26 protein-coding genes are annotated in these 23,586 nt (G+C 43.9%); 3 read left to right on the top strand and 23 right to left on the bottom strand.

Features of this window, described 5'->3' with window-relative positions:
- The 17 genes from ylxM to pta form a co-directional block, all read right to left on the bottom strand.
- Positions 1-375 (bottom strand): YlxM family DNA-binding protein, encoded by a 375-nt coding sequence (gene ylxM, locus CALPO_RS0110235; RefSeq protein ID WP_035172554.1) that lies wholly within the window; start codon positions 373-375, stop codon positions 1-3.
- 47 nt (positions 376-422) lie between these two features.
- Complete coding sequence (gene ftsY / locus CALPO_RS0110230; RefSeq protein WP_026487233.1) at positions 423-1,340, bottom strand: signal recognition particle-docking protein FtsY; 918 nt, start codon at positions 1,338-1,340, stop codon at positions 423-425.
- Positions 1,341-4,811 carry a chromosome segregation protein SMC gene (gene smc, locus CALPO_RS0110225; RefSeq protein ID WP_026487232.1) on the bottom strand — a complete coding sequence of 1,157 codons (3,471 nt, stop codon included), beginning with the start codon at positions 4,809-4,811 and terminating at the stop codon, positions 1,341-1,343. It lies immediately after the preceding gene.
- Positions 4,812-4,866: 55 nt separating this feature from the next.
- Entirely contained in the window at positions 4,867-5,127 is a 261-nt protein-coding gene (locus tag CALPO_RS0110220; protein ID WP_026487231.1) for a stage V sporulation protein S, read from the bottom strand.
- Between the two features lie 40 nt (positions 5,128-5,167).
- The gene (locus tag CALPO_RS13785) at positions 5,168-6,115 is read right to left on the bottom strand and encodes an elongator complex protein 3 (RefSeq protein WP_407638232.1); all 948 of its coding nucleotides are present in this window, start codon (positions 6,113-6,115) and stop codon (positions 5,168-5,170) included.
- Positions 6,116-6,235: 120 nt separating this feature from the next.
- Positions 6,236-7,477 (bottom strand): beta-ketoacyl-ACP synthase II, encoded by a 1,242-nt coding sequence (fabF, locus tag CALPO_RS0110210; protein WP_026487230.1) that lies wholly within the window; start codon positions 7,475-7,477, stop codon positions 6,236-6,238.
- Positions 7,478-7,563: 86 nt separating this feature from the next.
- Complete coding sequence (gene acpP / locus CALPO_RS0110205; protein WP_026487229.1) at positions 7,564-7,806, bottom strand: acyl carrier protein; 243 nt, start codon at positions 7,804-7,806, stop codon at positions 7,564-7,566.
- Between the two features lie 32 nt (positions 7,807-7,838).
- The gene (fabG, locus tag CALPO_RS0110200; RefSeq protein ID WP_026487228.1) at positions 7,839-8,570 is read right to left on the bottom strand and encodes a 3-oxoacyl-[acyl-carrier-protein] reductase; all 732 of its coding nucleotides are present in this window, start codon (positions 8,568-8,570) and stop codon (positions 7,839-7,841) included.
- The gene (gene fabD / locus CALPO_RS0110195) at positions 8,567-9,508 is read right to left on the bottom strand and encodes an ACP S-malonyltransferase (RefSeq protein WP_026487227.1); all 942 of its coding nucleotides are present in this window, start codon (positions 9,506-9,508) and stop codon (positions 8,567-8,569) included. The genes fabG and fabD overlap by 4 nt, the downstream gene beginning before the upstream one ends.
- A 1-nt stretch (position 9,509) precedes the next feature.
- A complete protein-coding gene (gene fabK, locus CALPO_RS0110190; RefSeq protein WP_026487226.1) occupies positions 9,510-10,451 on the bottom strand; it encodes an enoyl-[acyl-carrier-protein] reductase FabK in 942 nt (313 codons plus the stop codon).
- A 13-nt stretch (positions 10,452-10,464) separates the two neighbouring features.
- Complete coding sequence (locus CALPO_RS0110185) at positions 10,465-11,460, bottom strand: beta-ketoacyl-ACP synthase III (RefSeq protein WP_026487225.1); 996 nt, start codon at positions 11,458-11,460, stop codon at positions 10,465-10,467.
- Positions 11,453-12,457, bottom strand: coding sequence for a phosphate acyltransferase PlsX (gene plsX / locus CALPO_RS0110180; protein ID WP_026487224.1), 1,005 nt, complete (start codon positions 12,455-12,457; stop codon positions 11,453-11,455). Before plsX ends, CALPO_RS0110185 begins: the two co-directional genes overlap by 8 nt.
- 7 nt (positions 12,458-12,464) lie before the next feature.
- A complete protein-coding gene (fapR, locus tag CALPO_RS0110175) occupies positions 12,465-13,037 on the bottom strand; it encodes a transcription factor FapR (RefSeq protein WP_026487223.1) in 573 nt (190 codons plus the stop codon).
- A 128-nt stretch (positions 13,038-13,165) separates the two neighbouring features.
- Positions 13,166-13,348 (bottom strand): 50S ribosomal protein L32, encoded by a 183-nt coding sequence (gene rpmF, locus CALPO_RS0110170; protein WP_026487222.1) that lies wholly within the window; start codon positions 13,346-13,348, stop codon positions 13,166-13,168.
- 11 nt (positions 13,349-13,359) lie between these two features.
- On the bottom strand, positions 13,360-13,845 hold the full coding sequence (locus CALPO_RS14270; protein ID WP_051585959.1) for a YceD family protein: 486 nt from the start codon (positions 13,843-13,845) through the stop codon (positions 13,360-13,362).
- Between the two features lie 65 nt (positions 13,846-13,910).
- Positions 13,911-15,104 carry an acetate/propionate family kinase gene (locus CALPO_RS0110160; RefSeq protein ID WP_026487221.1) on the bottom strand — a complete coding sequence of 398 codons (1,194 nt, stop codon included), beginning with the start codon at positions 15,102-15,104 and terminating at the stop codon, positions 13,911-13,913.
- Positions 15,105-15,128: 24 nt separating this feature from the next.
- On the bottom strand, positions 15,129-16,121 hold the full coding sequence (pta, locus tag CALPO_RS0110155) for a phosphate acetyltransferase (protein WP_026487220.1): 993 nt from the start codon (positions 16,119-16,121) through the stop codon (positions 15,129-15,131).
- Positions 16,122-16,328: 207 nt separating this feature from the next.
- Between pta and CALPO_RS0110150 the strand changes: the two genes are divergently transcribed.
- Positions 16,329-17,549, top strand: a complete 1,221-nt coding sequence (locus CALPO_RS0110150; RefSeq protein WP_026487219.1) for a nucleotidyltransferase — start codon at positions 16,329-16,331, stop codon at positions 17,547-17,549.
- Positions 17,550-17,624: 75 nt separating this feature from the next.
- A complete protein-coding gene (gene ylbJ / locus CALPO_RS0110145; protein WP_035172551.1) occupies positions 17,625-18,785 on the top strand; it encodes a sporulation integral membrane protein YlbJ in 1,161 nt (386 codons plus the stop codon).
- 3 nt (positions 18,786-18,788) lie between these two features.
- Here ylbJ and coaD read toward each other — a convergent pair whose 3' ends face one another.
- The 4 genes from coaD to recG form a co-directional block, all read right to left on the bottom strand.
- Complete coding sequence (gene coaD / locus CALPO_RS0110140; protein ID WP_026487217.1) at positions 18,789-19,265, bottom strand: pantetheine-phosphate adenylyltransferase; 477 nt, start codon at positions 19,263-19,265, stop codon at positions 18,789-18,791.
- A 5-nt stretch (positions 19,266-19,270) separates the two neighbouring features.
- Positions 19,271-19,831, bottom strand: a complete 561-nt coding sequence (gene rsmD / locus CALPO_RS0110135) for a 16S rRNA (guanine(966)-N(2))-methyltransferase RsmD (RefSeq protein WP_026487216.1) — start codon at positions 19,829-19,831, stop codon at positions 19,271-19,273.
- A 272-nt stretch (positions 19,832-20,103) separates the two neighbouring features.
- Positions 20,104-20,334 (bottom strand): alpha/beta-type small acid-soluble spore protein, encoded by a 231-nt coding sequence (locus tag CALPO_RS0110130; protein ID WP_026487215.1) that lies wholly within the window; start codon positions 20,332-20,334, stop codon positions 20,104-20,106.
- A gap of 82 nt (positions 20,335-20,416) precedes the next feature.
- Complete coding sequence (gene recG / locus CALPO_RS0110125) at positions 20,417-22,438, bottom strand: ATP-dependent DNA helicase RecG (protein WP_026487214.1); 2,022 nt, start codon at positions 22,436-22,438, stop codon at positions 20,417-20,419.
- Positions 22,439-22,517: 79 nt separating this feature from the next.
- Here recG and rpmB point away from each other — a divergent pair, with 79 nt between their 5' ends.
- Positions 22,518-22,709 carry a 50S ribosomal protein L28 gene (gene rpmB, locus CALPO_RS0110120; RefSeq protein WP_026487213.1) on the top strand — a complete coding sequence of 64 codons (192 nt, stop codon included), beginning with the start codon at positions 22,518-22,520 and terminating at the stop codon, positions 22,707-22,709.
- A 35-nt stretch (positions 22,710-22,744) separates the two neighbouring features.
- On the opposite strand, the gene CALPO_RS14695 is transcribed toward rpmB, so the two are convergent.
- Together CALPO_RS14695 and CALPO_RS0110110 are read right to left on the bottom strand one after the other, a co-directional pair.
- Positions 22,745-22,900 carry a hypothetical protein gene (locus tag CALPO_RS14695; protein WP_156940174.1) on the bottom strand — a complete coding sequence of 52 codons (156 nt, stop codon included), beginning with the start codon at positions 22,898-22,900 and terminating at the stop codon, positions 22,745-22,747.
- A 59-nt stretch (positions 22,901-22,959) separates the two neighbouring features.
- Entirely contained in the window at positions 22,960-23,586 is a 627-nt protein-coding gene (locus tag CALPO_RS0110110) for a thiamine diphosphokinase (protein ID WP_026487212.1), read from the bottom strand.

The raw sequence follows: 23,586 nt of genomic DNA, 5'->3' as shown, positions 1-23,586 counted from the left end.
CTATACCAGACCTTCTATAGCCTCACTTAATTCATCTATTATGTCCCACACTATCGCTTTTTTATCCTCAGGCAGAGTCTCCCCAAGCTCTTTTAACCGCCTGAAGACATTTCTGAACTCACTCTGCTTTTCTTCAAATCTTTTTACCAGTCCCAGCTTTTCTTCGTGTTCCTCCAGCACTTTCTCCGCCCTTTTGAGAACATCAAAAACCCCTTGCCGCGATATATGTAGTTCCTCTGATATCTCTCCCATGGAATAATCGTTTAAATAATACATCTTGAACACATCTCGCTGCTTTTGCGTCAACAGACGGCCGTAAAAATCAAAATAGGTGTTCAGCCTTGTTCGCTTTTCAAACGCATCCTCTTTTTGCATGTCAAGTGAATCACCTTTACATAGTTTATAATACATTGGAGATTTTGTCAAGAAGAAAACAACGCGTCTACAAAATCTTTTGCAGAAAAAGGTTGAAGGTCGTCGATACCCTCTCCCACGCCGATATACTTTACAGGGATGCCTATCTCAGAACATATGGCTACGACAATACCGCCTTTAGCAGTGCCATCCAGTTTAGTCAAAATAATCCCCGTGATATCCGCAGCTTCTTTAAACAGCATAGCCTGTTGTAAGGCATTTTGCCCTGTGGTCGCGTCGAGCACCAAAAATACCTCTTTGTAGGCCTCAGGGTATTCCCGAGAAATCACTCTTTCGATCTTTGAGAGCTCATTCATGAGATTTTTTTTATTGTGCAGGCGCCCTGCCGTATCACAAATCAAAACATCGGCTTTTCTGGACTTAGCAGCCTGTATGGCATCAAAAACCACTGCCGAAGGATCTGATCCCTCATGATGCTTAATCACGTCTACACCAGCCCTTTTGCCCCACTCCTCAATCTGTTCTATAGCTGCGGCCCTAAAGGTGTCAGCAGCAGCTAAAAGCACCTTCTTGCCTTTTTCTCGGTACACATGGGCCAGTTTGCCTATAGAGGTGGTTTTGCCAACCCCATTTACCCCTATCACAAGGACTACACAAGGGCTCTTTGTTCCCTCGTCACCTTTTTCATTGCGGTCTAATATCTCGTAAAGCCTGTTCTTTAACAAATCCTTTACAGCCTCAGCATCGCTTAACTTTTTCTCTCTGGCTTCCCGCTTGATGTCGCTTATTATTTTCATGGTCGTTTCTATTCCCATATCCGATGTTATCAAAACCTCTTCCAGCTCATCGTAAAATTCATCAGACAATCGGGGGTAAATCTTTATAATCTTTTCCATTTTTTCAGCTATACCCGTACGGGTCTTTTTAAGACCTTCTTTTAACCTATCAAAGAACCCAAATGCCATCTAACTTGCCTCCTCATCTATTTTAACAGACAAAAGGCGGGATACTCCCTGTTCAGGCATAGACACGCCGTAGGCGTAATCTGCCGCCATCATCGTACCTCTTCTGTGGGTTATGACGATAAATTGGATCCTCTGAGACAATCTCTGTAAAAACGAAGCAAATCTCTCCACATTGGCTTCGTCAAGGGACGCATCTATCTCGTCAAGAACACAAAAAGGAGAGGGATTCGCGTACAGAAAAGCAAATAGAAGCGAGATAGCACACAGGGCCTTTTCGCCACCGGATAGCAACTGCATATTCTGGACCTTTTTACCTGGCAGCCGGACTTCTATATCTATACCCGATTGAAGCACATCCTGGCTATCCACGAGGATCAGTCTCCCTTTGCCGCCGCCAAACAGCTCTTTTAACGCCCTGTCAAAATTCTTATTGATGAGCTCCAGCTGGCTTATAAACTGCTGTTTCATGGCTTCATTCAGCTCGTCTATCACCTTTTGAATCTTGGCCATTGACTCTTGAAGGTCTTTGCGCTGAGCATCAAGAAAAAGGTACCTCTCATCAACCTTCCTGTACTCCTCTATAGAACCCTTGTTTACATCCCCTAATAGCTCTATCTCCTTCTTTAGCCTCTTGACCTCGGCGCTATCCACGTCAACTTCTTGCCTAAGCGCCTGCGCCTGTTCTAAGGACATGCCGTACAGGTCTTCCAAGGCGTTAACCAAATCGCTCCTCTTAAGCTCCCATTTTGCCTTATCCAATTGGCACCTCATCTTTTTTTCCGCCAGATCTTTAAGCTGCCCATCCACGTCCTGTATATCTCGCGTTATTTCCTCTATCTCTTTTTCAAAGGCCATCAACCGGTCCTTTATATCTACTATTCTAGCCATCAATTCTCTTTTTTTGCCTTTTAATTCTTCTCTACCCTCTGCCAATTCTTTAATACGTGCTTGCAGCTGATCAATTTCTGTTAAAACAGAATGATATTTAGCTTCAAATCCATCAATCTCCAGCTTTTTTTGTCGCAGGGCATTTTCATGTTCATCCCTCTGGCGGTATAGCGAAGAAACCTGCTCCTGGTATCTAGCTTTTATGAGCTTTACGTTCAACAATTTTCTCTTTAAATTCTCCACCGCGTCTTTATATTGTTGCCAATTCTCTGAATTCTCTTCCATCCTGTCTATCCTGTGGCTGTAGCTTTTCAACTGCTCCTTAAGCCCCTCTGTTTCAGAATACAACGCGCCTTTATTTCTTTGCAATTGCTCCAGCTGTCTCTCCAAAAATTCCATGTCAAGTTTCAACCTATGGCACTTCACTTCACCATCTCGCACCGCTTTTTCCAGATCATCCCTTCGCTGTTTTAACCTCGCTATCTCCACTCGTATAGCCTCTACTTGAACTTCCATTGCTTTTATCTTCTCTGCTGCTTCCCTGCACTTTTTCCGCTGTTCTCCAATGGCGCTTTCCAAGAGGCGCCTTTCGCTTTGCACCCCGACCATCGCGCTTTTGTTTAAGCTACCCCCTGTGATCAAACCAGAAGGATATATTATCTCGCCTTCCAGCGTTACGATCTTATAGCGGTAAGGGTATTTTCGGGACAGGCGAAGGGCGCTATCCATATTGCGGCACACGAGTACCCTGTCAAAAAGGAACTTTATCGCCCTGTCGTATTTTGCCTCATAATTTATAAGCTTTATAGCGTAATCTATAAAGCCATCCTCTTGGTAAATTTCTCTGTTGCTATCAAGCCTGACATCTCTTACAGCGTTAAGAGGTATAAAAGTGACCCTACCTAGATTGTGCTGTTTCAAGTATTCCACAAGCGCCCTGGCATCATCATCGGTGTTCACCACCACGTCATATAGCGCTGACCCTAACGCTACTTCCACAGCCACGCGGTACGCCTCAGGTACCTCAACGAGGTCTATAACAGGCCAAAACTGAGGCAACCCGCTATCCTTATACCTGGCGTCAACCAGGGCTTTGACGCTCCTATTGATTTGTTCAGATTTGGCCTTAAGCCCTGATAACTTCACTGTAAGCCTGTCTATTTCTTTGTTAATCCTGTAAAACTCGCCCCTGTGTTTTTCCAGAGATTCATTGATCTCATCCAGCATCAGCGACTTTTCTTTTACCACCTGGTTCACTTTTTCTAAGTTCGACTGGAATTTATCATAACACTTTTTCTCCTCGCCGTACAAACGTTTCTTTTTTTCTAAAGATCGGCAGATATCCTCTATACTCTCATCCAGCTTGCTCAGCTGCTCTTCATTCTTTTTAATCAGCTCCACAAGATAATTTATCTTCGCATGGATATCCCGAACATCGCCCTCTTCTTTTTCTTTTTTCTCCAGCATGTCGTTCATACGGGAAAGCTTTAATTCCATATTCATTTGAAATGCATCTATCCTGCTCAAAAACAGTTGTTTTTGACCTATCCTCGCTGAACACTCTTCCAGTTGCTTTTCTATATGCTCTACGATGCCTTTCGCTTTAGCGATTTCATTTTCATAACTTACCCTATCCTTTTCTCTGTTCAAAAGCCGTTCATGCAATACCTGGTACTGGTTCTCCATCTTTTCTCTATTTTGCTCCAGATCCCTTACCGCAAGATCCAACCGTTCTGCCTCTTCCCTCAAAGCTTTGCATTTTTCTTTTCGCTCTTCAAGCTCAGCAACCATTTCGCTTTTCTTCTCTTCTAGGCCATTTATTTTTACCTGCAACAGGTTTCCTTCATTTACAGATAAACCTATACTCTCGTCTACTTTATCCAGCTCCTTAAGGATGCCGTTTACCTCAAGGGTTTTTAGCCTCTCATATAACTCAATATACCTCCGGGCTTTATCGGCCTGCTCTTTCAGCGAGGCTCTCTGAATTTCTACCTCTCCTATTATGTCATCAAGCCTCTGCAGGTTATTGTTGGCCTCCTCCAGCTTTTTTATGGCTTCCTGCTTCTTATACTTGTATTTCGAAATACCTGTGGCTTCGTCAAATATTTCTCTCCTGTCATCAGGTCTGGAATTTATGACCTTTTCTACCTGTCCTTGTCCTATGATGGAATAGCCGTCTTTGCCTATGCCTGTACTGTATAGAAGATCTGTTATGTCCTTCAACCTGCATGGGGTACCGTTTATGGAATACTCGCTTTCTCCGGATCTATAAAGCTTGCGGCCAATAGCCACTTCCTCGTAGTCTATAGGCAACGTCCCATCCCGGTTGTCGAAGGTTATAGTGACAGAAGCAAAACCCAAGGCTTTCCTGTTAGGCGTCCCCGCAAATATAACGTCTTCCATCTTGCTGCCTCTGAGGTTCTTTACGCTCTGTTCGCCCAGTACCCACCTTATGGCGTCAGATATGTTGCTTTTACCACACCCATTAGGACCTACCACCGCAGTGATTCCGCCGTTAAACTCTAGCTCCACTTTATCTGCAAAGGACTTAAATCCCTGTATTTCAAGCTTTTTAAGGTACATCTCATTTGACCTCCGTAAACATGGCAAGACCTGCTATTTCTAGCAGGTCTTCTACTTACCTTGGCTCTACTATAAACTTAATAGCTGTTCGCGTTTCGCCGTCGATTTCAATTTCGGAAAACGCTGGTATAGCTACAAGATCTATTCCATTGGGGGCTACATAACCTCTGGCTATAGCTATTGCTTTTACTGCTTGATTTATCGCGCCCGCTCCCACCGCCTGGATCTCAGCAGTGGAATTCTCCCTCAGCACTGCTGCTATAGCACCTGCAACAGCCTTTGGTTGTGACTTAGCCGATACTTTGAGTATTTCCATATATAATCCTCCTATATTTTTTTATTGTACTATTGCGATACTATTTATATTCTACATGCACTTGTAAATTCCTGCTTTTTGCATATTCTTTTTTGCTCAATTTATACTTTCCCTTTTCTGTTATAAATATTATCGTATCCCTTTCCACCTGCTGTTCTCCTTTTACTTCGACAGTCACTCCATACTCAGAGCAAAACTTCAATACGTTGGACTTTTTAACCCCTACCACATTGGACAAATCCCTGGGATTAACCACCAATGTCAAATGGTTTCCACCCAAACACCTATAGGCATACGACATCATATCCCACGCTATTTTGGCCTCTACCACCTGTCTGAACGCCGGGTGAAAAGGCCCTGCCACCACGTCGCCTTTTTCGTTGATTTCCTCCGTAGGCTGCAACCCCACCCTTACGATCGGCACATCGTAAAGTGAAAACATCAGCAACAGATCGCTGCATATATCCACAGCCTCTTTAAGGTTCAAAGCAACGTAAAGGCCCTTTTTATACATCTCTTCTAGAGAAGTACCTCTTATAACAAGGGTGGGGTAAATCCTCACGTAGTCAGGTTTCATCCTTATGAGCTCTACTGCTGTATACATATCTTTAGCTTTGGTGTCACCAGGCAAACCTACCATCATCTGAAGCCCCAATTTAAAGCCATATGGCTTTATCAAACTCGCAGCCTTCCTTACGTCGTCCGACGTATGGCCTCTCTCCGCCAGCGACAGCACCTCATCATCCATGGACTGTACCCCTAGCTCTATCTCCTTTACACCGTGGGATTTGAGGTTATCAAGTATGTGCCTGTCAATGCAGTCAGGTCTCGTAGACAACTTAATACCCGTCACTTTGCCCCTTTGCATATAGGGCTTTACCGCATCCATCAAACTATTCTGGACTTCTACAGGTATCGCCGTAAAGCTGCCGCCGTAAAAGGCCACCATTACAGGCTGTCCATGAGCTGTTTTTAAGTGATCTTCAATTTTTTTTTAACATAATCAGGGGTAACGACCTCATCCTGACCTGATATCTTCTTTTGATCGCAAAAGACGCAATTATGGGGGCAACCTCTATGAGGGACAAATATAGGTATTATCATAAGATCACTCGCAGTACTTCTTGAATATTATGCACGCATTCTGACCTCCAAATCCAAAGGAATTGGACAGCGCGTACTTCACGTCTTTCTCTATACCGACGTTGGGAACGTAATTTAAATCGCACTCAGGATCAGGCGTACGCAAATTTATAGTCGGGTGTATAAAACCTTGATCTATGGCCAACAAGCACGCAATGGCCTCAATAGCACCAGCTGCTCCTAACAGATGTCCTGTCATGGACTTGGTAGAGCTTATGGCTAATTTATAAGCGTGCTCCCCAAACACCGTCTTTATAGCCATGGTCTCGTACTTGTCATTGTAATCCGTAGACGTGCCATGGGCATTAATATAATCGATATCCTCAGGTCTTATCCCTGCATCTGCTATAGCTTCAGCCATCGCCCTGGCGGCTCCCTCACCCTCTGGGGCCGGTGCCGTTATATGGTATGCATCACAGGTGGATCCATAACCCACTATCTCAGCGTATATCTTGGCGCCTCTTTCCAGTGCTTTGTCCATCCTCTCAAGTAGCACTATGCCGGCACCTTCTCCCATGACAAATCCATCGCGATTTTTGTCAAAAGGCCTGCTGGCTTCATGGTAATTCTCATTATTGGTTGACAGCGCTTTAAGAGAACAAAAGCCTGCCAGCGCCATGGGCGTTATAGACGCTTCTGAACCCCCAGCCAGCACCACATCGGCTCTTCCGCTCTGTATAAGCTTAAAAGCATCTCCTATGGCATTGGTGCTGGAAGCACACGCGCTTACAGTTGTCTCATTAGGTCCCTTAGCGCCAAAGGTTATAGCTATCTGTCCTGCAGCCATATTGGATATCATCATGGGTATAAAAAATGGGCTTACCCTACCTGGGCCTTTTTCCATCATAACCCTAAACTGCTCTTCAAACGTCTCTATACCGCCTATGCCAGACCCTAGTATAACACCGAAGCGATTTTTGTCCACAGTATCCAGATCCAATCCGGCATCTTCAATAGCCATCTTGGCAGACGCTATAGCAAAATGGGTGTATCTATCCATTCGCTTGGCTTCTTTTTTCTCTATAAAATCCATGGGATTGAAATCCTTCACTTCCGCCGCGATCCTTGTAGGATACTCAGAGGCATCGAATTTCGTTATAGGACCGATACCGGACTTACCGGATTTCAATGCATTCCAATACGCTTCTTTTCCAATGCCTATCGGGGTAACACAACCTATACCGGTTATTACCACTCTATTGCTCATTTTATTCACCTCAAAAACTAGCGTATCTATCTATATCAAGGCAAAAGCCATAATAATCCAAGGCCCGCAAAATGCGGGGCCCTTAATTACTCTTCATCTATGTCCGCATGCTGTTTAATATATTCTACCGCATCACCCACAGTAGAAATTTTCTCTGCATCTTCGTCCGGAATTTCGATGTCAAACTCCTCCTCCAATGCCATGATCAACTCTACTACATCCAGAGAATCTGCTCCTAAATCGTCAATAAATGATGATTCCGTAGTTATTTCGTCTTCTCCTACGCCTAACTGCTCTGCAACTATCTTCTTTACTCTGTCAAATACCATACGATTTATTTCACCTCCTTCCCATAATAATATTATATCGCCATACCTCCGTCAATACTTATTATCTGCCCTGTTACGTACGATGCCTCATCTGAAACCAAAAACGCCACTAAATTCGCTACATCTTCAGGCTTGCCAAACCTCTGAAGGGGTATGCTGTCAAGCATCTTGCTTTTTAATTCTTCAGAGAGGACCTGGGTCATATCCGTATCTATGTAACCGGGGGCTACAGCATTTACGTTTATACCCCTTGCAGCCAGCTCCCTTGCCACGCTCTTGGTTAGACCTATTAAACCTGCTTTGGAAGCAGCGTAGTTGGCTTGGCCTGCATTTCCTGTCAACCCTATAATCGACGACACATTTACGATCTTGCCGTACCTCTGTTTTATCATCTGCCTTGACACGCACTTTATGCAGTTAAATGCGCCTTTAAGATTAATATTTATTACCTCTTCCCAGTCCTCTTCGCTCATTTTAACGATAAGGTTATCCCTGGTAACTCCCGCATTGTTAACCAGGACGCTTATATTGCCGTACTGCCCCATTGCCTCATCCACCATAGCTTTCACTTCGTCAAGTCTGGACACGTCTGCTTTTATAGCTATTGCCGAACCACCTTTTTTGCGTATTTCCTCTACAACCTCTTCTGCCTTCTGGCTATTACTAGCGTAATTGACCACAACGCCATACCCCATCTCGGCCAACTTTAAGGCAATAGCACGGCCTATTCCCCTTGAGGCACCTGTTACAATCGCACACCTCATTTTAAATCCTCCAGGGCTTTTAACGTCTCTTCAAGGCTGCCCATATCTTCTACGTGCAGCGACATCTTGGTTTTGTCGATTTTCTTTATAAATCCTGACAAAGTTTTCCCTGGCCCCAATTCCACAAACACGTCAACTCCATCCTGTATCATGCGCTCAATAGTGGCCTCCCATAAAACGGAAGAGTATACCTGGCGTACGAGTAGGTTCTTGATCTCGGATTTGTCCATTATGTACCGGGCATTGACATTGGATATAACCGGCAATTTAAGGTCGCTAAACTCAATCTTATCCAGAGCCTCCTCTAACTTTTCACCGGCGGGCTTTAACATGCTGCAGTGAAAAGGCGCGCTTACAGGTAACATTATAGCCCTTTTGGCGCCTTTCTCTTTGGCGATCTCTATAGCTTTTTCCAGCGCTTTTATCTCGCCTGCAATAGTGATCTGACCCGGGCAATTAAAATTTGCCGGCTCCACAACACCGTACGCAGAAGCCTCTTTGCAGGTATCGACAACCGCTTCATTAGTAAGCCCTATGATGGCCGCCATGCCTCCTTTGCCTAAAGGCACAGTCTCCTGCATCAACTTTCCCCTCAGTTTAACCAGCGGAACAGCGTCTTCAAACCTCAGAGCACCGGCGTTAACTAAAGCGGAATATTCTCCCAAGCTCAAACCCGCAGCTACATCAGGGCTAAAACCTCGGGACTCCAGCACCTTGAGGCACGCTATGCTCATCGTCAAAACAGCGGGCTGGGTGTTTTCGGTTTTCATCAATTCTTCATCAGGGCCTTCAAAGCAAAGCCTGGCAATGTCAAAGCCAATACTTTCGTTGGCAATCTCAAAAATCTTAGCCGCCTCTTTATAATTCTGATACAAATCCTTTCCCATACCAGCGTATTGCGCACCCTGTCCCGCGTAAATAAACGCTACCTTTGCCATCTCATATCATCCCCCTGACTTTTTCTATCACAACCTTCGCTTGCCCTAATATGTCCTGTATTATCTGGGCAGCGGGTTTTATCTCATTGACAAGGCCGGCTATCTGCCCTGCCATCACCGAACCGTATTCTACATCGCCATCTACAACCGCCGCTTTAAGCTTTCCCGCACCTAGCTTTTCAAACTCCTCTACCGGTGCATGGTTTTTTTCTAAAAGCTCAAACTGCCTGGTCAATCTGTTTTTCAACACCCTGACAGGGTGACCTGTAGGCCTACCCGTGACCACTGAATCCCTGTCACCTGCCTGCAGTACAGCCTTTTTATAGTTTTCATGGGCCGTACATTCAACAGCGCATATAAATCTGGTGCCTATCTGCACGCCACAAGCCCCCAGAGCCATGGCAGCTACAAATCCCCTGCCGTCGGCTATACCTCCTGCTGCCACCACCGGGATATTCACCGCATCTACTACCTGAGGGACTAACGCCAAGGTGGTCAGTTCGCCTATATGACCTCCCGACTCGGTTCCCTCCGCTATAACAGCATCTACTCCTTCTCTCTCCATACGCTTTGCCAGCGCTACCGAAGGCACAACAGGTATCACTTTAATATCCAGGCTTTTAAGCCTTTCTATGTACTTGCCAGGATTACCAGCCCCTGTGGTTATAACAGATACTCTTTCTTCACAGACGGCGTCCATCACCTCTTCCACAAAAGGAGACATAAGCATCACATTGACGCCAAAAGGTTTATCTGTCAGCTCCCTAGCTTTTCTTATCTGCTGCCTCACAAAAGAAGCCGGAGCATTACCTGCACCAATAATGCCCAATCCTCCAGCGTTAGATACAGCCGCTGCCAGTTCTGCAGTGGCAACCCATGCCATTCCGCCCTGAATGATGGGATACTTTATGCCCAGTATATCGCACAACTTGGTATGAAACATAAATAAGACCCTCCTATTTTGCCCACCTGACCACAGCAGATCCCCACGTTAACCCTGCTCCAAAGCCTACAAAAAGCACCACATCGCCCTTATGTATTTTGCCCTCTTTCAGCGCTTCATCTAAAGCTACAGGAATGGAAGCAGAAGACATATTGCCGTATTTATCCAGGTTAACGTATACCTTATCGTACGACAACGACAACCTTTTTACTGCGGAATCAATAATTCTTATATTGGCCTGATGGGGAATCAGAAAATCCACGTCTTCAGGTTTTAAATTGCATTTTTCCAAGACCTCTATAGAAGCCCCTGCCATAACCTTTACAGCAAACTTAAATATATCCTGTCCGTTCATGTGTATGGTATTTAGCTTTTTATCCAATACCTCTTTTGACAAAGGCATACGGGATCCACCGCCTGGCATGTTCAAACTCTGGCCGCCTCTACCATCTGCTCCCATAACCGTTGAGAGCAAACCGTATCCCTCGCTTACCGCACCTAATACCACTGCCCCAGCACCATCTCCAAACAACACACAGGTATTCCTGTCCTCCCAATTGGTTATCTTGGATAAGGTATCAGCGCAAACCAGCAATGCCGTATCGCAATACCCTGTAGATATAAACTGCTGGGCAATGGTCAAGCCGTAAATGAATCCCGAGCAGGCTGCCTCGATATCAAACGCAAAGGCCCTTTGCGCTCCTATTTTTTCCTGGACGATACAAGCAGTAGATGGAAAATTCATGTCAGGTGTTACAGTGGACACTATTATCATATCTATGTCATCAGCATCGATTCCCGCGTCCTGAATGGCGCGCTCTGCAGCCTGTGCTGCCAGATCTGAAGTAGCAGTGTTTTCATCAGCAATGCGCCTTTCTCTTATTCCAGTCCTTGTCCTTATCCACTCGTCACTGGTATCCACCATTTTCATAAGGTCAAAATTAGTTACCACTTTTTGCGGAACATAATGCCCTGTGCCAATTATTCCTACATTCCTTAGCTCAGCCACTTTTATCAGCCCCCAACATCATCTCTCTTTGAATATAATCGATTACACCGCTTTTTACGTATTTCTGCGCCTGAAAGATAGCATTTTTTATCGTCTTGGCATTGGACGTACCATGGGCTTTTAAACAAGCGCCATTTATTCCCAAAAAAGGAGCCGCTCCATATTCATTGTAATCCATTTTTTTGGCAATTCTCTTAAAGCCATTTTTCAAACCCAATGCGCACAACTTCGTAATCCAGTTTTTAGTAAGTTCTTCCCTTATCATATCTAAAAGCAACAGAGCTGTCCCTTCCATAGATTTTAAAATGGCATTACCCACAAAGCCATCGCAGACCAGTACATCTGCTTTGCCAAAAGGAATATCACGGCCTTCTATATTTCCTACAAAGTTGAGGTCAGATAACTCTAACAGTTTATACACCTTTTTAGTCAACTCATTGCCTTTGCCCGGCTCTGAACCTACATTGAATATCCCTACCCTTGGATTCTCTACGTCGAGGACATAACTGCAGTATATAGACCCCATCCTAGCAAATTGCATAAGGTTCTCCTCGTCGCAATCGGTATTGGAACCTGCATCTATCATCAACATATTTCCCGTTTTAGTAGGTATGATAGGAGCCAATGCCGGCCTCTTAATGCCATTTATCCGCCCCACGATCATAAGCGCACCTACCATAAACGCCCCGGTATTACCTGCGGATATAAACGCATCGCATTCTTTATCCCTCAACATCTCAAGGCCTATATACATCGACGACTCCCTTTTAGACCTGATAGCTGCCACCGGGCTGTCTTCTCCTGTTATCACCTCGGACGCGTGTACTACCTCGATATTATAAGGCAAATCCTTTTCTTTGCTCAGGACGGCCTGTATTGCATCCTTTTCCCCTATAAGCACAATCTGATCACTCATGTCCTTAGCAGCCAGTACAGCGCCCTTTACAATCTCGCGAGGAGCATTATCGCCGCCCATGGCATCTACTGCAATTCTCAATACAATTTCACCTCTCTTTTCGATCATCAAGAGAGACCAGGATAAATTTTCCCCTGAATACCTCTTCCTCGTCTTTCTTTATCTTGACCCATACAAAATACTTATTGCCTCTCTTCCTTATGACCTCAGCTGTAGCAACCAGCGTATCGCCGCTGTAAACAGGATGTTTATACTTTATATTGGCCACACCTATAAGGGCTACATCAGCATCTATTACAGAAATAGCCAGAGATTCAGCCTGAGCGTAAATATACTGGCCTTTTATCACACCGGACTTTTCAAAGGCCATGTGCTTAGAAGGCTGAAATACCGATGTACCTCCCTCGCCTAATTTAAAATTAACCAACTGACCTACGATCTCATTAAATGCTAAAGCCCTTATGCTCTCAAATTTATTCTCGGCTACGCTCTTTATTCTCTCTTTTTGCTCAGGTATTCCCATCTCCATGCGATCCAATCGAATAGTCTGTATACTCACACCTAGTGCTTCGGCGAGGCTTTCATCAGTTAAAAAGGGGTTTTCTGCTATCATTTTTCTTATTTCTTCATGTCTTTTGGATTTTGATAAAGCCCTTTTCATCGCACACCTCTTTTATTACCAGCTATTGTGACCTGCTATTAATATAGTATATAAGATATCCGAAAAAAAATCAAGCCGCTTCAGAATAAAAAGACAAAAAAAGGCAAAATAGTAATGCATTCACATTACTATTTTGCCTCTGCGATTACGCTTCTTCCATCGTAATAGCCACAGCTCTTGCATACCCTATGGGGTATCATAAGCTCATGGCAGTGAGGGCACTCCACAAATTTAGGGGCTTCCAATTTATAATGGGTGCGCCTTTTATCCCTTCTGGACTTGGATATCCTCCTCTTGGGTACTGCAGCCATATCTGCACCTCCTAATCCTTTTCAAAGTACTTCTTTAAAACCGCCAACCGTGGATCCACATCATGGCAATCACTTTCATCGCTATGTTCCTCACCGGTAATGCCCAGACCCACGCAGTTCTCGGAGCACTCAAAGCGCATAGGTAACGATAGATACAAAGCCGCATTTAGTACTTCGTCCAAATCAATGTACTTTTTATCGTCAGACAATATCCCTTCTTCTTCATCTCCGCCCTCAGAAAACGATATGTCCTCGTATATATCCGCCAAAAGATCGTATTCAAAGGGCGCCAAGCACCTATAGCAAAACACCAAAAGCTTTTGCCTAGCCGTGCCTTTTATGATGACGCCATTGTCCGTACCAAGAACCGTCAAGTGAACATGAGCTGGCCCCATCGCCTCTTTAATATCTGCCCTTTCTACCTTTACCTCCTCATCGTAGTCTAGCTCTACGGTGCGGTTGTCGGTCGCAAACAGCTTCATTACGTCCAGCTTCATAAAGATCACCCCGTGATTACCACATCTATTATACAGGGGGCACCAGCCCATGTCAAGAAAATTAATTATTTCAACGCATCTCTGGTCTCCCGCGCGATCATCAATTCTTCATTGGTAGGTATAACATACGCTTTGACTTTAGAATCTTCACTAGTTATTTCCACAATCTTATTCACCATCTGGTTTTTCTCGTTGTCCAGCTTAACGCCCAGGAAACCCAGCCTTTTCAAAATATTTTCTCTCACGCAGATTTCATATGTCCCTATACCACCTGTAAAAGCAATGGCGTCAATGCCATCCATAGCCACAGCGTACGCCCCTATAAATTTTGCCACCTGGTAGCTCAATATATCAAGAGATAGTTTTGCGCGCTTATTGCCCTTTTCCATGCTGTCCACCAGATCCCTGGTATCAGCTCCTACGCCGGATATCCCCGTTAAGCCCGATTTTTTATTTAACACATCCATTACCTGATTTATCGTCATGTTCTCCTTTTGCATTAAAAACTGTATTATAGCTGGATCTATGCTACCGCTTCTGGTCCCCATAGGCACGCCCTCAAGAGGTGTAAAACCCATGGTGGTATCGATGGACTTTCCGTACTTTACAGCAGCGATGCTGGAACCGTTGCCCAAATGCACGGTTACGATTTTTAATTCCTCTACAGGTCTTCCCATCGCCTGAGCCGTAGTCTGGGCTGCGTACTTGTGGGATGTCCCGTGAAAACCATATCTCCTTATCTTGTATTTTTCGTAATACTCATAAGGCAATGGGTATATATAAGCTTCCTCAGGCATGGTCTGGTGAAAAGCCGTATCAAAAACCGCCACGTTGGGCGTATTGGGCATCAGCTTCTGGCACACCTCAATGCCCAGTATGTTAGGAGGATTGTGCAGAGGAGCCAAATCCGAGTTTTCCTTTATAGCGCTTAAAACCTCCTGGTCTATCAGTACCGAGTGGGCAAATTTTTCACCGCCATGAACTACTCGGTGGCCTATAGCCCCGATCTCCGAAAGGTCGTTTATGACGCCCAACTCTTTATCCAGCAGCACGTCTATAACTACTTTTAAAGCCTCTGCGTGATCGCGAGCAACACACGGTCTATCAGGGTATCTATGATCGTATCGGGTATGCCTCAGTATCTGGGAATCCAAACCTATCCTCTGAATCTGGCCATTGGCCATAACCGATTCATCGGTCATATTTATAAGCTGGTATTTTACCGAACTGCTACCGCAGTTAATCACAAGTATATTCACCGCAAATCACCCTTCTCATCATATTTACAAGCTTTGAGCTTCCACAGCCGTTATGGCGATTTCAGCCACTATGTCTTCGGGACTGCAGCCCCTCGATAAATCATTTACAGGTTTAGCCAGTCCTTGCAACAGAGGACCTATAGCTTCGGCCTTTGCCAACCTCTGAGTCAACTTATAGCCTATATTGCCTGCCTGCAGATCCGGGAATATAAGCACATTGGCGCGCCCTGCGACCTTGCTTCCAGGGGCTTTTAACTGAGCGACCTCCGGTATCAACGCAGCATCCGCCTGCAATTCGCCGTCAATCTGCAAGTCCGGAGCCATTGCCTTTGCCATTTCTGTAGCCTTTCTCACCTTATCCACCAGCTCATGCTCTGCACTGCCTTTAGTGGAAAAAGAAAGCATAGCCACAACAGGTTCTACTCCTACCAGTGCTCTCATGGTACCAGCAGCTGATACAGCTATAGAGGCCAGCTGTTCCGCTGTGGGATTTGGTATCACTCCGCAGTCGGCGTACAGTAAAACTCCATCAGCACCAAGATCACAATTGGGCACTATCATGATAAAAGCGCTGGATACGACTGATACGCCTGGCGCTGTCTTTATGATCTGAAAGGCCGGCCTTAATAGATCAGCAGTAGCGTGAACTGCGCCTGATACCAGACCATCTGCATCATCCATTTTCACCATCATGCATCCATAGTACATAGGGTCTTTTACAATTTCTCTTGCTTTTTCCATAGTCATGCCTTTATGTTTTCTCAGCTGGTAAAACGCTTCTGCGTATTCCGCGTGTTTAGGTGAAGTCGCAGGGTCGATGATTTCAGCGCCTGATATGTCCAGGCCTTTAGCCGCAGCTTTTATCTCAGCCTCATTACCCAGCAATATTACCTGGGCAATCTTTTCTCTTAAGGCGATTTCAGCGGCTTTTAAATTTCTGGCCTCTGTCCCTTCTGGCAATACTATTTTTTTTATATCGCCCTTAGCCTTATTGATAATATTACCTATGACATCCATTGTGTTGACCCCTTTCAAAATGAATATTATGTATACAGAATATCGAATTTATTTTATCACATTCTAATCGTTTTTTCAAAGCAAACCAAACAACCATGAGAAAGGCTACAGCCCAAGCACAGCGCATTTTCTAATATCTTTTGATGCCTGTAGATATTTGCATAAAATTAATATAAAATATGTACAAAAATACCGTGAGGTGATATCGTGCACGTACTGGGATTAATCGTTGAATACAACCCCTTTCACAATGGCCACCTGTATCACCTGACCATGTCCAAAAAGCTGACAGGTGCCACCCATGTAGTAGCCGTCATGAGCGGAAACTTCATACAGCGGGGCGAACCTGCACTTGTAGACAAATGGGCCAGGTGTAAGATGGCTTTATTCAGCGGCGTAGATCTGGTTATAGAACTCCCCGCCGTATACGCAGTGCAGAGCGCCGAAATATTCGCCTACGGAGCGATAAAACTTTTAAATGAGACTAGGATTGTGGATAGCATCTGCTTTGGCAGTGAATCAGGTGATATCCAGGCTTTAAAAAAAGCAGCTGAAATCCTGGCATACGAAAATCCGTCTTTTAAGGATTCTGTAAAAAAACACCTTAAGCGAGGTGTATCCTTTCCGGTAGCAAGACAGCTTGCCCTTCAGGAAAGCGTCGATGGCGTACATCAAATACTGTCCACGCCCAACAACATTTTGGCCGTAGAGTACCTAAAAAATCTCATAAGGCTAAACAGCAATGTAAAGCCTTACACCATAAAGCGGATATCATCAGGCTACCATGATGTGGAGATAAGCCATATCTCCAGCGCCACAGCTATACGAAACGCCTTAAAAAAAGGCCACGTAGACCACGTCAAAGGCACTATGCCTGATACCTGTTACAGTGTGCTGGTGGAACAATTTAGAAAGGGCAAAGGTCCCGTCTTCATGGAAAATTTTGAAGCGCTCATATTTTTTGTGCTCAGAAGGAGCTCCGAAAAAGCGCTCAGAGCGATACAGGACGTAAGCGAAGGACTGGAGAACAGGCTTTTAAAATGCTCCAGGGAAACAGGTGAGTTAAGCGCTTTAATAAACCAGATAAAAACCAAGAGGTATACCATGACCAGAATAAACAGGATATTAATACACGCTCTTTTAGGTATGGAAAAAAGACAACTAAACACTTTTAACGACAATGGAGGGCCCCAGTACATAAGGGTTTTAGGGTTTAACGAAAAAGGCAGAGAGCTTTTAAAGCTTATAAAAAAGAACTCTCCACTACCCATCATATCTAATATAGGCGACATTTCAAAATATCCTGAGCCGACAAGGTCAATGCTGGAAATCGAGGCTAAAGCCACCGATTTATACGTCCTAGGCTTTAAAAACCCTGAGGAGAAAAGGGCGGGTCGCGACCAGACCGCATCACCTATTATAATATAGTAAATCACTTGCGATTCATATTACACCCTGTGCTGGTATATATTTATACTACACGGTGGCACAGGGAGGATTAAAATGAAAGCAAAAAGCAAATACGAGCATTTTTCCACAATCACACTGGCTCTCATGGTAATAGCAATGACAGCCTTGCTCATCGCCTTCCCGAAAGATATTTTAATCGCCGCATCTTCAGGATTAAGGCTATGGCTGGATACGGTATTCCCCACCCTTTTGCCGTTTTTCATCGGTTCGGAATTGCTACTAGGCCTGGGAGTGGTGAACTTCATCGGTGTCCTTTTAGAGCCCATTATGCGCCCATTGTTCAACGTCCCAGGTTCCGGCTCTTTTGCCATGGCCATGGGATTTACATCAGGCTACCCTATGGGTGCAAAGGTCATTTCAAGGATGCGCCAGGAAAAACTATGTACAAAAATTGAAGCAGAGCGCCTGATGTCTTTTTGCAACAACTCCGGACCTCTTTTCATGATAGGAGCAGTAGGCGTAGGCATGTTCAACAGCCCTATTGCAGGTTATTCAATAATAGCCGCCAATTACCTTGGCGCAATAACTGTAGGATTCGCATTTAGATTTTACAAAAGCCAGGGTGAAAAACACTCACCGGTAAAAATCGACGTAAAAAGAGCTTTAAGGGAAATGGTTGAAACAAGAAAAAGAAATGGGAAGACCTTTGGAGATCTCCTCTCAGAAAGCGTTGTAAGCTCTGTAAATACAATACTCACCATAGGGGGATACATCGTCTTCTTTTCAGTGCTAATACGCCTTTTAAATATCACGGGAATCGTAAACATCCTGGCAAAGATAACCGGTATTATGCCTGAATTTTTAACCGGCCTTGTTGAAATTACCGTAGGCGCATACAATATAAGCACATCCCATGTAGATGCAACGTACAAGGTAATGCTTGTTGCCACCTTAATAGCCTGGGGTGGACTCTCTGCCCACGCTCAGATATTTAGCCTGATAACAAAAACCGACATATCGTACTTGCCCTTTTTTCTATCAAAAACACTCCATGCCTTTTTTACTTTTGTCTATTCGCCCATAGTGCTGGCCTTTTTAAAACCTGAAATACCCGTTTTTTATGTAGGCACAAGCACCTGGCTGAGCAAACTAGAAAGCTCTTCTATCAACTTCTTAGCTGCCATCGCGTTATTTCTGCTATTAGGGCTTTCATATCACATCGTTAAAAGCGTGGTACATCATATAATAAGATAACGACTATCTCGCCCTTTTGATTATTATAGGGATTAATTGATCTGGGACCAGGCCTTTAAGGCATCCGCCAAACTGAGCTACTTCTTTGATAAGGCTTGAACTTAGATAAGCGTATTGACTGCTGGTCATCATGAAAAGCGTTTCAATATTGTCATCTAACTTTTTGTTCATAAGGGCCATTTGAAACTCGTACTCAAAATCCGATACCATTCTCAAGCCTTTTATTATAACGCTGGCATTGTGTTCCTTCATAAAATTGACCAATAACCCAGAAAAACCGTACACCTCTACATTGGGCATATCTACCGTGACTTTTTTAAGCATATCTATCCGCTCTTCCACAGAAAACATGGGCGTTTTATGGGGGTTTTTCAAGACCCCCACAATGAGCTTGTCAAATATCTTGGCACTCCTGTTTATAATGTCAATATGTCCATTGGTTACAGGGTCAAAACTGCCTGGGTAAACTGCCACTTTCATTGCTCTCACCCTTCACAACTAAATTTCGAAATTTTATAAAAGCTTACCGATGTTCTCCCGTATTCCCTTTGCTTGTACCTTACAAGATTTTCTATTTCATCAGGCAATACGTCTTTAGCTTCGTGCTCCACTACGACAATGCCTTCATCCTTTAAAACGCCTCTGCGGCTTATTTCCCATAAAGTAGGAATAATAAGGCCCTTAGAGTAGGGCGGATCCATAAATATCAGGTCAAAAGGCCCTTTAAGGTTTTTCAAAGCCTTTTCCACCGGCATACAAAACACCATAGCCCTGTCCATTAACTTTGTGGATAAGAGATTTCTTTTTATAAACCGCACGCTCACTTTGCTCTTGTCCACAAACACCGCCTTTTCTGCTCCGCGGCTTAATGATTCGATTCCCAGTGCTCCACTGCCTGAGAACAAATCCAACACCACAGCACCAGACACATTGAACTGCACTATATTAAATATGGCCTCCTTAACCCTATCGGCAGTGGGCCTTACATCGGAACCTTCCGGGCAATAAAGCTTTACGCCTCTTGCCGTCCCTGATATAACCCTCATTTGGCACCTCTTATCTGCCTTTTGGCTGGTCTTAACATCGTCTTATTATTTTATCACATATAAATGATAAAAACAACGACGTAAGATTTTTTAAGATTATGTATAAAAGATTAAAAAATGTCAAAAATATAATCGGGAAGCAAAATTCCCCCAAAATTCTTCCTTCAATTTCTCCTCTCCCAAAAAATCCAGGTGACAACACCTGGATTTTTAATTTTGCGCTCATGTAAAAAGGAATGATACCTTAAAAGGATCATTCCTTTTTATAAGCTTTAACGAGTAGTCTGATTAGCATTAGCAATGCTAGCTTCAGCCATCTCGATCATCTTTCTCACCATGTGCCCTCCAACAGCACCGCAGTCCCTTGATGTCAGATTTCCCCAATATCCATCTGCAGGAGGTTGAATGCCCAATTCATTAGCAACTTCGTATTTCCATTTGTTCATAGCAGCCTTAGCCTGGCTTACTACTAACGGATTTCTTGTTGCTGATCCTTGTGCCATTTATATCACCTCCTTTGTGCCTGCACTATTAATATAACCATATAACGTAGCGTATATACTAAGGAAATATATATATTTATTTCTAATTTAATATAACATCATCGTATTCTTTGGAAAATTTCTTTTTTAATACATTTTTAATAATGCGATTTTCAGGGATGTCCATATCGGGATCTTCCTTTAATATTTCTTCTACAGCCTGTCTGGCTTTTTTTAAACAGTCAAAATCTCTAGAAAGATCTGTAACTTTAAATTCAGGCATTCCGTGCTGCCTCACCCCTAAAAATTCTCCCGGCCCTCTAAGCTCCATATCTTTTTCCGCAATTTCAAATCCATTTTGAGACTTAACCATTATTTCCATGCGCTTTCTTATGATTTCCGAAGCCATACTGGATATTAAAAAGCAATACGACTGATGATCGCCGCGGCCGACTCTCCCTCTCAACTGATGCAGTTGCGCCAGCCCAAATCTTTCGGCATTCTCCACCACTATAGCGCAGGCATTAGGCACATCTATGCCCACTTCAATTACAGTAGTAGAGACCAGGACGTCTATATTACCTTCCGAAAAATCCCTCATGGTCTTGTCCTTTTCAGCAGGGGAAACTTTGCCGTGGAGCAATCCCAATTTACAATCTTTAAAGTATTTGTCTTTCAAATACTCAAAATGCTCTACGGCGGATTTAGCCTCTATGACCTCAGAATCCTCTATCAACGGGCATACCACGTAAGCCTGTCTTCCACTTTTAACCAACTTTCGCACAAATTCATACACCCTATCGCTCATGCCTTCATCTACGGCGTACGTCATTATCTTTTTGCGACCTGGCGGCATCTCATCTATTATGCTCACATCCAGATCTCCGTACAAAACCAGTGCCATAGTCCTGGGAATTGGCGTAGCCGTCATGATAAGCATGTCCGGATTCTGGCCCTTCTGAGATAGCATTGCCCTCTGCTTTACTCCAAACCTGTGCTGCTCGTCGGTTACCACCAGTCCCAGATTTTTAAACTTGACCCCATCTTGTATTATGGCATGAGTTCCTATGACTATGTCCACATCTCCCGACTCGATGCCCTCTAAAACCACTGATTTTTGCTTTGGCGCAAGGCTCCCGGTGAGCAGAGCCACGTCCACATCACAATCCTTTAGCATCCTCGCTATATTCCTGTAATGCTGCTCTGCCAGGACCTCCGTCGGGACCATAAACGCCGTTTGATAGCCGTTGTACGCAGCCATCAGCGATGCCAGAACCGCAATTAACGTCTTTCCCGACCCTACATCTCCCAAAATCAACCTGTTCATGACCTTATCGCAGCTCATATCCTGCTCTACCTGTTCCCACACGCGCTTTTGAGCTGCTGTCATATTAAAAGGCAGCCTATTTATAAAATCATTCACTTCCCGACGGGGTTTAAAACGTATCCCCTGCTGCACTTGATTTTCCATTTTCTTTAATAACATGCCCAATTGCAAAAAGAAAAGCTCTTCAAAGGCAAATCTCTTTCTGGCTTTTTCCAGCATTTTTTCATCATCGGGAAAATGCATTTGCCTTAAACCTTGGTGGATCTCCATCAAATCGTATTTTTCCCTAAATGAGTCGGAAAAAATCTCCTCAATTTCTTCCACGCGATTGAGAGCATTTAAAATTATGTTGCGCATTAGCACAGGACTTAAATTTTCTGTAAGCCTGTAAACAGGTACAATACCTGTGCTCTTTTGAACCTCCGGGGAAAGGAGCTGAACTTCCCCAAATTTTATGTTTACTTTTCCCGTTAAAATGTATTCAGCGCCTATTTTAAATTCGTCCTTTTTATAAGGCTGGTTAAACCATACAAGGCTGGCATAACCCGTGCCATCGTACACAGGGATCTTAGTAATAATAAGGCCACTGCGGGCCTTGATCTCCCTGGCATAATCCATGATTTTACATTTTATAGTCTGCTTTTCGCCGTTTATCAGCCTGGATATAGGCGTTACTTCTCTCAACTCGTATTCTCTCGGGAAATAATACAAAAGATCTTCTAGAGAATATATGCCCAATCGGTTTAAAAGCTTCACCCTTTTGGGCCCCACTCCTTTGATATACTGTAATTCTCTCATACTTTCACAATACCACCTTGTTTTTTTCCTCAATTATATGCTAAAATAAAAGGCGTGGAATTTCAAGGAGGTGTTCAACATGGCAAGGGTATGCGATATATGTAATAAAACAGCAATAATGGGAATTAAATACAGCCATTCCCACAAAAGGACCAACAGAAGATGGGAAGCAAATATCAAAAAGATCAGAGTGATCGTCAATGGCACGCCTAAAAGGTTGAATGTATGTACTAGCTGCATACGTTCAGGCAAAGTGCAAAGGGCTATATAAAAAGCGACTGCTGATGTCGCTTTTTATTTATTCTCTCATCGCTGGTACAGTTCTAATCCTACCCCTACGATCACAATGCCCATTACCAAAAACCACAGCCAGGAAGGTATGCTTATCAAAATTACTAAAATTCCTATCGCTATGGCGGCTGCCCCGATCCACTTATTGTAATTCTTTTTTCCTAATTTCATGGAAACCAGCCCCTAAAGCCTTTTTGTTATATACTATTCTAAAAAAGTATGAGTTGCTACTAGTCTCTTGCCACTATCGCCAGCAGCATTCCCTTCTTTACCGCAATCCACGCCTCTTCTTCTGTAAACACGTTGCTGACCCCACAGGGTTTATAGATATCCATAAAATCGGGCAATGGATAATAAAGCCCCTTACTTTTGAGCCCTTCTGCTCGCCCGCCAAAGGGTATTAGCGATATTATGCATCCTGGCTTTTCTTGTATTCTCTTTTCTCCCTTGATTATAAAAATTTCGTTGTGCTCATCCACAATACGTCCCTGGATATTTCTCCTGACCAAATCTACCAGTATGTGGATGTTGGCTATAGTGTGATCCAGTCGATAACCTATCCCCCCGATTATCGTTATTTCGTCACATCCCATGTCTACAGCCGCATCTACAGCCAGCTGGGTATCTGTAAAATCCTTTTCTACAGGAAACTTCTGCACTTTTACACCTTTCTCAATAAATTCGTCTAGTAAATCCCTGTTGCAAGAATCAAAATCCCCTATTATCAAATCAGGTATTATATTCAACTTTCGGGCGTATTCTATCCCTCCATCAGCGCACACGCATATATCGTAATCCATGCCTCTATAAAAATTGATGTCGCAAATAGTGCCATGGGTTATTACAAGCCCCTTCAC

This window comes from Caldanaerobius polysaccharolyticus DSM 13641, from assembly GCF_000427425.1.
GTDB classification, from domain to species: Bacteria; Bacillota; Thermoanaerobacteria; order Thermoanaerobacterales; family Caldanaerobiaceae; genus Caldanaerobius; species Caldanaerobius polysaccharolyticus.
Note: the sequence above shows the minus strand (reverse complement) of the source record. Positions and strands in the feature narration are given on the sequence as shown.